Origin of the sequence: Peribacillus sp. NPDC006672, assembly GCF_050274955.1 — a bacterium.
Lineage (GTDB): Bacteria > Bacillota > Bacilli > Bacillales > DSM-1321 > Peribacillus.
In genome coordinates this window covers 1-13,084 of the sequence record NZ_JBNNOR010000034.1, presented here as the reverse complement: position 1 = coordinate 13,084, position 13,084 = coordinate 1, and the positions used below count along the sequence as shown (strand labels likewise).

Below are 13,084 nucleotides of genomic sequence, written 5' to 3'. Positions count from 1 at the left end.
GCTCTTCAGCGCCGATGGTAGTTGGGGGTTTCCCCCTGTGAGAGTAGGACGCCGCCAAGCCATTTACAAGATCAGCCATCCGGCTGGTCTTTTTTCGTGTTCCAGGACAGATCATCCACCTTTGGTAGTTAAAAGGATCAAAAGTTGAACCTTTTGGACTTAATCCATTCCAATATTAAAAAGGGCATCTTAACTTGGCTTATTTTAAGGAATTGCACAATGCAAGGGTAATCATCATTAGGCATTGTTTTCATCAGCTCTGCCCACCATTCTGTTTCATAACGAGCTATTATACTAAGGTTATAAGAAATCAAATAATGGATTAAAAGTTCAGGTAACGAAAAAGCTGCCGAATCTTTATTGAGTGATAGCATGAACTGTCCTTCTGCCATGTTATATCGTATTGGAGAAGAAGCATTATGAATAAATACGCTATCTGTTTTTAAAGTCAGTGTCCCAGGAGCTTCTGAAATACTGAAAACTTGATTCGTTTTGGATTTTAAAAATTCTTCCAATCGACTGCTAGACATTTGATAGCTATCCAATATGGCTGTGGGTAGTTGAAAACCATCCGAAGAGGGTGACAGGGCGGCGAAATTTTTCTGGGAAATGGACCATGTAAAGTTTTGCATATCTGGTATTTCTTTCAATAGCGTCCCCATAGAAAATTTTTCACCTTCCAGATGCTTGATATGAAATAATTTCTCGGCAATGCAGGTGAAAAGTCCATTCTTTTGCGTTTTCACTTCGTCCTTTAAAAATTCGTATTGTTGTTTTTTTCTTTTTCTCGTAGTTACCCCATGGGCAAGTAACGAAGTTGATTCAGGATAGTTAGGATCAATAGTGAGCAGGCAGGCCTTTAACAACTGGGCGAATCCATAAAATATTAGGATTGGCTGTATGGAAAGTGGAGCTATGGCAGCCTGATTATAATATGTTTTACCATGTTCAAGATGGTATATAAATGGATAGCAATTTTCGTAACTTTTCATTTCTGCATCTTCTATTTTTTCACGCATATAACATTTTTGTAAAAAAAGTTGTGAGGAAGATGCGGAAAAAAAAGGGGTATATTTATCGAAATTATCATTGTTTTCAGGCATTGCAGCCTCTCCTTTGAATTAATAGAATTATCTAACATTTATTTCTCTTCTTGACAGTAGTATGTCCTATTGATAACCTACAAATAATATTTTTAAGCAGGAGGGGAAAATAATGTGGGAAAATAAATTTGCAAAAGAAGGTTTAACCTTTGATGATGTCCTATTAATTCCAGCGAAATCAGAGGTTTTGCCGAAAGATGTTAACCTTCAAGTCAACTTAGCCGAAAATTTAAAGCTCAACCTTCCTATCATCAGTGCAGGAATGGATACTGTTACAGAAGCTGAGATGGCAATTGCCATGGCTCGTCAAGGCGGATTGGGTATCATCCATAAAAATATGTCTATTGAGGCACAAGCTGAACTAGTGGATAAAGTAAAACGTTCAGAAAGCGGTGTTATTAATGATCCATTTTTCTTAACGCCAGATCACCAAGTATTTGATGCAGAGCATTTAATGGGTAAATATCGCATTTCAGGTGTGCCTGTTGTCAACAATATAGAGGATCGAAAACTTGTGGGTATTATTACGAACCGTGATTTGCGATTTATTTCCGATTTTTCCTTGAAAATTTCCAGTGTCATGACTGTAGAGAATCTGGTCACAGCTCCAGTGGGAACAAACTTGGAACAAGCAGAAAAGATTCTTCAAAAATACAAAATTGAAAAGCTTCCCCTTGTAGACGATAATGGTGTTCTTAAAGGACTTATTACAATCAAGGACATTGAGAAAGTCATTGAGTTCCCGAACTCAGCGAAAGATAAGCAAGGAAGGTTACTTGCAGGTGCTGCTGTTGGTGTGACTAAAGATACATTGAAGCGTGTAGAAATGCTTGTTAAGTCCCAAGTCGATGCAATTGTGCTTGATACTGCTCACGGTCATTCAGCAGGCGTCCTTGAAATGGTAAAGGAAATTAGCGAGGCATATCCTGAATTGACAATCATCGCTGGTAATGTGGCTACAGCTGAAGGAACGAAAGCATTGATTGAAGCGGGAGCGGATGTAGTGAAAGTGGGAATCGGACCAGGGTCAATCTGTACGACAAGGGTTGTAGCCGGTGTAGGAGTTCCTCAAATCACGGCAGTCTTCGATTGTGCGACAGAAGCAAGGAAATATGGTAAAACTATCATCGCTGACGGCGGAATTAAATACTCTGGTGATATCGTTAAAGCCCTAGCTGCAGGCGGACATGCAGTAATGCTTGGAAGTATGCTTGCCGGTGTAACTGAAAGCCCAGGTGAAACAGAAATTTTCCAAGGTCGCCGTTTTAAAGTATATCGGGGTATGGGTTCTGTTGCTGCCATGGAAAAGGGATCTAAGGATCGTTACTTCCAAGAAGATAACAAGAAATTCGTACCAGAAGGCATCGAAGGGCGCCTTCCATACAAAGGACCTCTTTCAGATACCATTTTCCAACTGATTGGCGGTATTCGTTCAGGTATGGGATATTGCGGAACAGCCACATTGGAAGACTTGAGAGAAAACTCTCAATTTGTCAAAATGACTGGTGCCGGGTTAAGAGAGAGTCATCCTCATGATGTCCAAATTACAAAAGAAGCACCGAATTATTCAATGTAATGAATTTAACATATAATCGTCATTAAAATTTATTGTTAAAATAGACAGAGTCTACGATTACTCTGTCTATTTTTTTTATTTTTTCTGTGATAAACTATACAAGGTGTCAAGGTAATTACATAAAGTTTCTTCTTTGTTATAGAGATTAGTTTAAAAGTTGGAGGTATTGGAAATTGAAAAAAATCAGCAAGATTACCCTCATTTTCACTTTTGTCTTTGTTCTTGTTATGTCGCAATTTGCCTATCAACCGGGGGAAGCTGTTGCTGAATCTGATAATTTAGGTTTAAAAGCAGAGGCAGCCATCATCATTGATGGTAAAACAGGACAAATCGTGTATGAAAAAAATGCCGATGAAGTATTAGGGATTGCATCCATGTCAAAAATGATGACTGAATACATCATAATGGAGTCAATTAAAAATGGGAAAATCAGTTGGGATCAAAAAGTTAAAATAAATAAATACGTGCATGATCTTTCAAAAGCACCGAATTTGTCAAATATTGGGTTAACAGAAGGTGAAGATTATACAGTTAAAGAGCTATATCAAGCCATGGCTGTCTATTCTGGAAATGCGGCAACGGTAGCTTTAGCACAGTTGGTTTCCGGAAGTGAAAAGAGTTTTGTTAAATTAATGAATGAAAGAGCAAAAAAATTAGGCTTGAAAAACCATAAATTCGTTAATGCCAGCGGTTTGAATAACTCCGATTTATTAGGGCAATACCCTACCGGTAAAGAAGATGAAGAAAATATCATGACAGCAAAAGATACTGCTCTTCTTGCTTATCGTCTAATAAACGATTATCCGGAAGTGTTAAAAATCGCGAGTATTCCTAAATTGAAGTTCCGTGATGGAAAAGAGTATCCGAACTTCAACTGGATGTTGCCTGGCCTGATATTTGAATATAAAGGCGTAGACGGACTGAAGACGGGATCTACTGACTTTGCCGGTTATGGTCATACAGGGACGGTTATCCAGAATGGCCAACGCTATATCACGGTGGTTATGAAGTCCACTAATAAAAATGAACGTTTTGCGGATAGCACTAAGCTGATGAACTATGCTTATGCAACCTTCAAAAAAGAAAAAATACTTCCAGCCAATTACCAAGTGAAAGGGAAAGAAACACTTTCAGTAGTAAAAGGTAAGGAAAAAAGCGTTAAGATTCAATCTGAAAAAGCGATCGAGCTACTTGTTGAAAATGGTGAGAAAGATAACTATAAAACAGATTTAGTGATCGATAAAAACAAATTGAATGATGATGGTAAGTTGACTGCACCAATCAAAAAAGGTGAAAAGCTTGGATACATCACAGTCACTCCTAAAAACGGAGAAGATTACGGGTACATTAACGGCGATCCAGTGAAGGTTAACGTCGTAGCTGCTGAGTCTGTTGAAAAGGCAAACTGGTTCGTATTATCAATGCGTGCGGTTGGCGGATTCTTTGGTGATGTATGGAGCAGTGTAGCTTCTACAGTTAAAGGCTGGTTTTAAGTTCCGTGTATAAAACGGTTGCGTAATGTATAAAATTATAGTACATTATGGAAAACAATCTGATTATATAAGAAAGCAATGACAGGATATAGTAACAAGTATTTCTTTCTAAAGAGAGCCGGTGGCTGGTGGAAATCGGTGTAAGAATTTTGTGAATCCCTCCTGGAGCAGAGTATGGAAAGCCCTTTGGGTCAGTAAGTACTTTCGGTTAAAAGCCGTTATCGTGATAAGTGGTAGACATTTTTCATATGTCTTCAACTAGGGTGGCAACGCGGGTTAACTCTCGTCCCTTCTTCAGGGGACGGGAGTTTTTTGCGTTCTTAGATAAATATTAAGGAGGAACTGAAAATGTTGGATTTGAAATATGTAAGAAATAATTTTGAAGAAGTAAAACGTGTATTGCAATTCAGAGGAGAAGATCTAACCGATTTAGGTAAATTTGAAGAGCTGGATTTGAAGCGTCGAACCTTGATTGCCGATACAGAAAAGTTGAAAAGCAAAAGGAATGAAGTTTCACAGCAAGTGGCAGTATTGAAACGGGAGAAAAAGGATGCTGACCAGTTGATTGTCGAAATGCGTGAAGTTGGAGATCAAATCAAAGGATTCGATGATGAGCTTCGTGAAGTGGAAGCCCGGTTAGGAACATTACTTCTTTCCATTCCTAATATTCCGCATGAAAGTGTCCCAGTTGGTGAAACGGAAGACGATAATGTTGAAATCCGTAAATGGGGAGAATTGCCGGAATTCAAATTTGAACCAAAACCACACTGGGATGTAGCTGGAGATCTAGGCATCCTGGATTTTGAACGGGCAGCAAAAGTTACCGGAAGCCGCTTTGTATTTTATAGGGGCCTAGGTGCACGGTTAGAGCGTGCTTTAATTAGCTTTATGTTGGATCTTCATGTTGAAGAACATGGATATGAAGAAATGCTGCCTCCATATATGGTGAACCGTGCAAGCATGACTGGCACAGGTCAATTACCTAAATTCGAGGAGGATGCCTTCCGTATTGAAAGTGAGGATTACTTCTTGATTCCTACGGCTGAAGTGCCTGTGACAAATTTCCATCGTGATGAAATCATGAGCATGGATGATCTGCCGATAAGTTATGCAGCATACAGCGCTTCTTTCCGTTCAGAGGCAGGTTCTGCCGGTCGTGATACCCGCGGGTTAATTCGTCAGCACCAGTTCAATAAGGTTGAATTAGTGAAGTTTGTAAAGCCGGAAGATTCTTATGCGGAATTGGAAAATCTCACGGGTCATGCCGAAAAGGTCCTTCAATTGCTAGGTCTTCCGTATCGAGTACTAAGCATGTGTACCGGAGATCTTGGTTTCACTGCTGCTAAAAAGTATGATATCGAGGTTTGGATCCCGAGTTATGGAACGTATCGTGAAATTTCTTCTTGCAGTAACTTTGAAGCATTCCAGGCTAGAAGGGCCAATATCCGCTTCCGACGTGATGCAAAAGGAAAACCGGAACACGTCCATACTCTAAATGGATCAGGTTTGGCAATCGGCCGTACAGTCGCCGCGCTTTTGGAAAATTATCAGCAGGAAGATGGCAGTGTTATCATTCCTGAAGTATTACGACCATATATGCGCGGTTGTGAGGTCATTAAACCGTAAGTTAAAGAAAAAAGGAATCAGCTTCTGATAAAAGAAGCTGATTCTCCCTTTTATCTAAGTTTAAAAATTATTTTAAAAAAACTTTCTAGAGTGCTTGACTTTGATTTTAATTCAATGTATTATAATAAATGTTGATACGGAGGTATACCCAAGTTCGGCTGAAGGGATCGGTCTTGAAAACCGACAGGGGAGTCAAATCCCGCGGGGGTTCGAATCCCTCTACCTCCTCCATAACTTATTAATAACCACAGCGCATAAATTGGATATCGATGAATTCCGTTACAGAGATGTAACGGAATTTTTGTTTTCTAATATATTAAAAAACCACCGGATAACCGGTGGTTTTTCTGTTTTACATATTTCGTAACAACTTGGTTTGCTCCATATATTCGGCAATCCGTTTTATAAGAGGTTCGATACTTGCTTCATCCTGCATAAGGTCATATTCATTTATATTCAATCGAAGGACAGGACAGGCATTAAATTGATCAATCCATTCTTCATAACGGCCGTGCATCTCCTGCCAATATTCAATTGGGGTATGCTGTTCCATCGGACGGCCACGCTCTTGGATCCGGTCGAGGATATCGTCCAGTGAACCTTCGAGATAGATAAGTAAATCAGGGTGCGGGAAGTATGGCGTCATTACCATGGCGTTGAAAAGGCTTGTGTAAGTTTCGTAGTCGACATCGTTCATCGTACCTTTTTCATGATGCATTTTTGCAAATATTCCAGTGTCTTCATAAATGGAACGGTCTTGGATAAAACCGCCGCCATATTCAAAGATTTTTTTTTGCTCTTTAAAACGTTCAGCGAGGAAATAGATTTGCAGGTGGAAACTCCAACGATTAAAATCATCGTAAAACTTATCCAGGTAGGGGTTCGTATCAACCCTTTCAAAGGATGTCCTGAATTGAAGGGCATCGGCTAATGCATTGGTCATGGTCGATTTTCCTACGCCAACCGTCCCTGCTATCGTAATGACGGCGTTGTTTGGAATATTATATTTCTTTCGTAAGTTCATTTGACTTTACTCCTTTTTGCAGGGCATTCTCTATTTGGCTGATTATCGTTTTCAAATCATCCTTGTTGCCGACGAAATCCAGTTCATCTCCGTTGAATGTAAGCACAGGTATGTCAGGGTGCCGTTTTTCAAACGTTTCCATGAATATTTGGTAATCTGCGGATAATTGCTCTAAATAAATGGAGGATATATTTTTTTCGAAATCACGGCCTCTTCTACCGATTCGGGAGATTAGAGTATCAAGACTTGCGTTTAAATAAATGACCATATTAGGTTTTGGCATATCCCGTGTTAAAATATTGAATATTTCAAGGTATTTATTGTATTGTTCGTTTTTTAGGGTTCGTTCAGCAAATATCAAGTTCTTGAATATATGGTAATCAGCCACCACGGCTTGGTCATTAGTAAGATATTCTTTTTCGATATCTTCCAATTGTTTATAGCGGTTACATAGAAAAAACATTTCTGTTTGAAAGCTCCACTCATCAATATTGTTGTAGAATTTCCCGAGAAATGGATTTTCATCTACAATTTCCTTTAATAATGAAAATTGAAAATGCTTTGCGACAGCTTTTGCAAGTGATGTTTTTCCCACGCCGATTGGACCTTCGACAGTGATAAATGGGGTGGATTTCATCCAATCTGTCCTCCTTCATGAGGTATCAAGCTGAAATTCCCAGTTTATTAGGTTTTTCAGCCAAGAGATATTGTATCACAGACTTAGGACTTAAGTGATATTTTTGTCAGTTTGCTAATAAAGGAGAATGAAAGAGTGTATAACGGGGGATATGGTGGGCTAATGCCTTGTTCTGCTGAATACCTTAAATGTCCCCACTCTTTTTAATGGATGCCTTAAGAACATGGTTCATCATCTTTAATGCATAATGATTATCTTCTTTTGATGCTGAAGCGATGCAATCCTCGGGTATCCATAATTGATATTCCCGCATATAGGCATCGTTGGCCGTGAATAGTACGCAGATGTTACCGGCTATGCCAGTAATGATCAGGGTCTCCACTCTTAATCGTTTGAGTAATGTGTTGAGGGCGGTCCCATAAAATGCAGAATGCTTCGGCTTGATGAGAAAGAACTCGTCTTGTTGTGGTTTTATCGTTTCAATTAATGGGCCATTTCTTTCATTTTTACAGGTATCAATTATTTTATCGAAGTCAGCCTGCCATAAATCATAATGGTCATTGATATAAATGATTGGAAAGCCCTTTTCTTTCATTTGCTTTTTTAATTTCAAAATCGGATCGATGATAAGCTTCGTATGTTCAAGGAGCATATTCCCGTGTTTGAAATCAAAATCATTGATCATATCAATGATAAGCAAGGCGAAAGAAGGAGATTTAGGTCGATTCATGGTATATCCTCCTTCATTGTGAGAATTTACTTGCAGCACGTATGCCGCTTGCGTTACTATTCATTAGAATAAGTAGTGTGACCTTTATTTTGTCTTATATTTGTCTGTTTACTCCTACTTAATATGAGGGGGTTTTTTTATGAAGGATGATGTTTTTTACATGAATTTGGCCTTAAAGGAAGCTAAAAAGGCGCAGGCATTGAATGAAGTGCCGATTGGCGCTTTAATCGTAATAGATGACCAAGTTATTTCGACGGGGCATAACCTAAGGGAAACAGAACAGAATGCGACGGCACATGCAGAGCTACTTGCGATTAATGAGGCTTGCAATGCTACTGGCAGTTGGCGCCTTGAGGATGCGACGTTATATGTAACGTTGGAACCTTGTCCCATGTGTGCTGGTGCCATTTTACAATCGAGGGTAAGGCGGGTTGTTTTTGGAGCGCATGATCCAAAGGCTGGATGTGCAGGGACATTTATGGATTTACTTCGAGATGAACGCTTCAACCATCAATGTGAAGTAACGAGCGGTGTATTAGGGGAAGAGTGCGGTTGGATATTGACTTCTTTTTTTAAAGAGCTTAGGAATAAAAAGAAAAATTTAAAAAGAGAGAGAGCACTCAAGGTAATTGAAGAAAATAAAATAAATGGAAAATGATTGTTGAACATGCGGCTTTGCTTCATTTGATAAATATGGAAGCATAATGTTCCATGACAACACTTGCGTTTTTTTTGTTACCTTAGTATAATGAATTATGCGTCGACATGACGCTGTGAAATTGGTATTACATTTGCCGTGCTAGACGGGGAGGTAGCGGTGCCCTGTACTCGCAATCCGCTCTAGCGAGGTTGAATTCCTTCTCGAGGTTAGCATTCTGTAGGGCCTGCCTTAAGTAAGTGGTGTTGACGCCCGGGTCCTGCGCAATGGGACTCCATGAACCATGTCAGGTCCGGAAGGAAGCAGCATTAAGTGGAAGTTCTCATGTGCCGCAGGGTTGCCTGGGCCGAGCTAACTGCTTAAGTAACGCTTATGGTTGCTAATCGACAGAAGGTGCACGGCAGTTATTTTACATAAACAAAAAACTCATTCGTATCGGGTGGGTTTTTTTTTTATGCCAAGAAGGTAAACTGCTTGGTGTTTTGAAAACAATGAGGCAATCATGAAATTTCTTTTTAGACTTTGAAATTAAGGAAATTAGTAATGTATAATAAACAAGATGGAGAAAAAAAGGAGGGATTTCCGTGGGGTATCAAGCATTATACCGGGTATGGCGGCCACAACAATTCATTGATGTAGTTGGACAAGAACATGTAACGAAAACGCTGCAGAATGCCTTGGTCGGGCAGAAGGTTTCACATGCCTATTTATTTTCCGGTCCACGCGGGACAGGGAAAACAAGTGCTGCCAAAATTCTAGCAAAAGCAGTGAATTGTGAGCATGCCCCGACAAGTGAGCCCTGTAACGAATGTGCTACTTGCCGCGGAATCACTGATGGCTCCATATCAGATGTTATAGAAATTGATGCAGCATCCAATAATGGTGTCGAGGAAATCCGTGACATTCGTGATAAGGTCAAATATGCACCGAACGCGGTTACATATAAAGTTTATATCATTGATGAGGTACATATGCTTTCACAAGGAGCTTTCAATGCGCTTTTAAAAACATTGGAAGAACCTCCGAAGCACGTAATTTTTATATTGGCGACGACAGAACCTCATAAGATTCCACTAACGATCATCTCCCGTTGCCAAAGGTTTGATTTTAAAAGAATTCAGCCTCAAGATATCGTTGGCAGGATGTCACAGATTATTGCAGAAACAGGTGTTTCATGTGATGAACAAGCCCTGCATATCATTGCGAGGGCGGCTGAAGGCGGGATGCGAGATGCACTAAGTCTTCTTGATCAAGCGATTTCCTTCAGTTCGGAGACGGTTTCCGTGGAAGATGCATTGACTGTCACCGGTTCTGTTTCGCAGGCATTTTTAAGCAGGTTGGCAAAGGCTATATATGATAAAGAAGTAGCGGTGGCACTTGAGGTCCTTGAAGAATTGCTAGCTATGGGAAAAGACCCGGCTAGGTTCATAGAAGACATGATTTATTATTTCCGTGACATGCTTTTGTATCAAACGGCACCAGCCCTGGCAGAATCCTTCGAGCGTGTATTGATAGATCCCCAATTTAAAGAATTGGCAGAAGTCATCTCTTCTGAATCGATTTACTCCATTATTGAAAGCTTCAATCAAACACAGCAGGATATGAAATGGACAAATCATCCAAGGATTTTCCTTGAAGTGGCACTTGTGAAATTATGTAATGAGCAAAGGTCAAATCAAATGGATGATGGGCAGCTTCAAAAGATGCAGCAGAAAATAGAGGATTTAGAGAAGAAATTAATGGAGATGCAGAAAAATGGCATTCCGGCAGCCATGACAGAAAAACCTGCAGAGCAGGCGAAAGCACAAAGGGCCATTAAAAAGGCGTATAAAGCACCTGCAGGTAAGATCAATCAAGTTTTGAAACAAGCTACAAAGCCCGATCTTAATGCTGTGAAAAGTAAGTGGGGAGAAGTGCTTGAACAGTTAGGTCAGCAAAACCAAAAGTCATTAGCAGCTTTATTAACGGAGGCAGAACCTGTTGCTGCGTCAACTGAAGCTTTTGTGGTAAAATTCAAATATGATATTCATTGTCAAATGGCAATGGAAAATAACCGTTTCGTGGAAGTGATGGCCTCGATCATGCAGCAATTGACTGGGCACCGTATGGAGATAGCTGGTGTTCCGGAGAGCCAGTGGCAAAGGTTGCGGGAGGACTTCATTTCAACACAGCAGTTCGACGGTCCAGAAGAAACGGAATCAAAAGAAGAAGACCCCTTTATAGCAGAGGCTAGAAAATTAGTCGGCGATGATCTACTTGAAATTAAAGAATAATTGGAGGTAAGGAAAATGGGTATGCGCGGCGGTAATATGCAAAATATGATGAAACAAATGCAAAAAATGCAAAAGAAGATGGCAGAGGCACAAGAAGAATTAGGTGAAAAAAAGATTGAAGGCACTGCTGGCGGCGGAATGGTAACGGTTATCGTGACAGGCCATAAAGAAATAGTTGATGTAATCATCAAACCGGAAGTTGTCGATCCGGATGATATCGATATGCTTCAGGATTTAGTGCTTGCTGCAACTAACGATGCTTTGAAAAAGGCGGAAGAACTGACAAACCAAACGATGGGACAATTCACTAAGGGAATGAACCTTCCAGGTATGTTTTAAGCAAGTTCAAAAGAAACTTCCTTTCAGGAGGTTTCTTTTGAAATTTTTAGGAGGAATTTGATGCATTATCCAGAACCAATTTCCAAGCTCATTGACAGTTTTATGAAATTGCCGGGGATTGGGCCTAAAACTGCTGCTCGATTAGCCTTCCATGTACTAAGCATGAAGGAAGATACTGTTTTGGATTTTGCAAAAGCACTTGTGAATGCTAAGCGGAATCTTATGTATTGTTCAGTCTGTGGTCATATTACAGATCAAGATCCCTGTTATATCTGCGAAGATCAAAAGAGGGACAGAAGTTTGATTTGTGTGCTTCAGGACCCGAAAGATGTAATAGCTATGGAAAAGATGCGAGAGTTCAATGGTTTATACCATGTACTGCATGGCAGTATTTCGCCGATGGACGGAATTGGTCCGGAAGATATAAACATTCCTGATTTATTAAAGCGCCTGCAAGATGAAACAGTGCAGGAGGTCATTTTGGCTACTAATCCTAACATTGAAGGTGAAGCAACAGCCATGTATATTTCACGATTGCTCAGACCATCAGGGATTAAAGTGACCCGAATTGCCCATGGACTTCCTGTTGGCGGAGATTTGGAGTATGCGGATGAAGTGACGCTATCAAAAGCAATAGAAGGAAGAAGAGAAATATAAGATAGCTGGGAGGACTTCACTTGTTCTTTCGTAAAAAAAAGAAACTTCGAAATGAATTCAATGAGTCATTAATCGAAGATCTTGAACATTTGAAATGGAATTGGCATAATCAAAAATCATTACTTGAAAAAAGCGTTGATCCATCTGAGGAAGTAATCGCTCAAACAAGACTGGCGGAAGTGAAATATTTCTACTTATTCAGGGAAGTTAAAAGAAGGAATGTCCGTATAAAAAGATGATTAGGAGATGGCTGTGAAGGAATGCATTTTCTTCATAGTCATTTTTTATTTGAGTTCTTAATCCAAAGATCCCTTCATATAAGTGTAGTACAAGCTTGCGGGGAGGAATGATTTTGGAACCAGTTGTCTTTGTTGCCGTAGTTGGCGGCCTGATTTTAATGCTCCTCATTATCGGGGCTCCTTTAAGACCCGTCCGGTTTATAGGACAGGGGATTATAAAGATCATTATAGGTGCAGCCTTTTTGTTTTTTTTGAATACACTTGGGAATCAAGCGGGCATTCATGTACCCATCAATCCTGTTACCTCGGCAGTCGCCGGCCTGCTTGGAATACCAGGAGTTGCAGCTTTGGCGGCCATTGGTTATTGGGTCATTTAAAAGGTATTAGCGTCGATGTTGTTCTAGAAAACCTCATGGAAAAACTCCTTGAGGTTTTTATCATGTTATTGTTAATTTAGGTTTTTTTAAAAATATGTGATTAAACCATTGACGATAAAGGAAGGACCTGATAGTATATTAGGAGTCGCAAATAACGACATCATTAATACTCAATCAAAAAACAACATTAAATAAATGTTGACATTAGAATGAGTTGATGATAAGATAATAAAGTCGCTTACGAAGTAACGACGAATAATTGCTCTTTGAAAACTGAACAAAACAAAGCGCCAACGTTAAATTTTAAGTGAGCACACACTATTAAAAAAGCAAAATGAGCAAGTCAAACATT

Annotated in this window: 13 protein-coding genes, 1 tRNA gene, 1 other RNA gene and 1 other annotated feature; of the genes, 11 read left to right on the top strand and 4 right to left on the bottom strand. The window is 39.8% G+C overall.

Annotated features, from left to right (window positions below):
* Positions 1-137: 137 nt before the first annotated feature.
* Positions 138-1,103, bottom strand: coding sequence for a YaaC family protein (locus ACQKKK_RS26095; protein WP_427619998.1), 966 nt, complete (start codon positions 1,101-1,103; stop codon positions 138-140).
* Positions 1,104-1,215: 112 nt separating this feature from the next.
* On the opposite strand from ACQKKK_RS26095, the gene guaB reads away from it, so the two are divergent.
* The 4 genes from guaB to ACQKKK_RS26075 all read left to right on the top strand — a co-directional run bounded on the left by guaB (position 1,216) and on the right by ACQKKK_RS26075 (position 6,029).
* Positions 1,216-2,679 (top strand): inosine 5'-monophosphate dehydrogenase, encoded by a 1,464-nt coding sequence (gene guaB / locus ACQKKK_RS26090; protein WP_427619997.1) that lies wholly within the window; start codon positions 1,216-1,218, stop codon positions 2,677-2,679.
* A 173-nt stretch (positions 2,680-2,852) separates the two neighbouring features.
* Positions 2,853-4,172 (top strand): D-alanyl-D-alanine carboxypeptidase family protein, encoded by a 1,320-nt coding sequence (locus ACQKKK_RS26085; protein ID WP_427619996.1) that lies wholly within the window; start codon positions 2,853-2,855, stop codon positions 4,170-4,172.
* Between the two features lie 69 nt (positions 4,173-4,241).
* Positions 4,242-4,466: a binding site (T-box leader), on the top strand.
* 54 nt (positions 4,467-4,520) lie between these two features.
* Positions 4,521-5,798: a serine--tRNA ligase gene (gene serS, locus ACQKKK_RS26080; protein WP_427619995.1), complete on the top strand. Its 1,278-nt coding sequence runs from the start codon at positions 4,521-4,523 to the stop codon at positions 5,796-5,798.
* 138 nt (positions 5,799-5,936) lie between these two features.
* Positions 5,937-6,029 (top strand) — tRNA-Ser (locus ACQKKK_RS26075).
* Positions 6,030-6,150: 121 nt separating this feature from the next.
* Here ACQKKK_RS26075 and ACQKKK_RS26070 read toward each other — a convergent pair.
* From ACQKKK_RS26070 to ACQKKK_RS26060, 3 genes are all read right to left on the bottom strand, one after another.
* Positions 6,151-6,822, bottom strand: coding sequence for a deoxynucleoside kinase (locus tag ACQKKK_RS26070; RefSeq protein ID WP_427619994.1), 672 nt, complete (start codon positions 6,820-6,822; stop codon positions 6,151-6,153).
* On the bottom strand, positions 6,800-7,459 hold the full coding sequence (locus ACQKKK_RS26065) for a deoxynucleoside kinase (RefSeq protein WP_427619993.1): 660 nt from the start codon (positions 7,457-7,459) through the stop codon (positions 6,800-6,802). Before ACQKKK_RS26065 ends, ACQKKK_RS26070 begins: the two co-directional genes overlap by 23 nt.
* Positions 7,460-7,643: 184 nt before the next feature.
* On the bottom strand, positions 7,644-8,189 hold the full coding sequence (locus ACQKKK_RS26060; protein WP_427619992.1) for an isochorismatase family cysteine hydrolase: 546 nt from the start codon (positions 8,187-8,189) through the stop codon (positions 7,644-7,646).
* A 139-nt stretch (positions 8,190-8,328) separates the two neighbouring features.
* Between ACQKKK_RS26060 and tadA the strand changes: the two genes are divergently transcribed.
* The 7 genes from tadA (at position 8,329) to ACQKKK_RS26025 (ending at position 12,732) form a co-directional block, all read left to right on the top strand.
* Positions 8,329-8,847, top strand: a complete 519-nt coding sequence (gene tadA / locus ACQKKK_RS26055) for a tRNA adenosine(34) deaminase TadA (protein WP_427619991.1) — start codon at positions 8,329-8,331, stop codon at positions 8,845-8,847.
* 136 nt (positions 8,848-8,983) lie between these two features.
* An RNA gene (gene ffs, locus ACQKKK_RS26050) (signal recognition particle sRNA large type) lies at positions 8,984-9,248 on the top strand.
* A 183-nt stretch (positions 9,249-9,431) separates the two neighbouring features.
* A complete protein-coding gene (gene dnaX, locus ACQKKK_RS26045) occupies positions 9,432-11,120 on the top strand; it encodes a DNA polymerase III subunit gamma/tau (protein WP_427619990.1) in 1,689 nt (562 codons plus the stop codon).
* Positions 11,121-11,141: 21 nt separating this feature from the next.
* Positions 11,142-11,459 carry a YbaB/EbfC family nucleoid-associated protein gene (locus ACQKKK_RS26040; protein ID WP_053348895.1) on the top strand — a complete coding sequence of 106 codons (318 nt, stop codon included), beginning with the start codon at positions 11,142-11,144 and terminating at the stop codon, positions 11,457-11,459.
* 60 nt (positions 11,460-11,519) lie between these two features.
* Complete coding sequence (gene recR / locus ACQKKK_RS26035) at positions 11,520-12,116, top strand: recombination mediator RecR (RefSeq protein ID WP_427619989.1); 597 nt, start codon at positions 11,520-11,522, stop codon at positions 12,114-12,116.
* A gap of 20 nt (positions 12,117-12,136) precedes the next feature.
* On the top strand, positions 12,137-12,355 hold the full coding sequence (locus ACQKKK_RS26030; RefSeq protein WP_061440308.1) for a YaaL family protein: 219 nt from the start codon (positions 12,137-12,139) through the stop codon (positions 12,353-12,355).
* 113 nt (positions 12,356-12,468) lie between these two features.
* Positions 12,469-12,732, top strand: coding sequence for a pro-sigmaK processing inhibitor BofA family protein (locus ACQKKK_RS26025; protein WP_061440309.1), 264 nt, complete (start codon positions 12,469-12,471; stop codon positions 12,730-12,732).
* Positions 12,733-13,084: the final 352 nt, after the last annotated feature.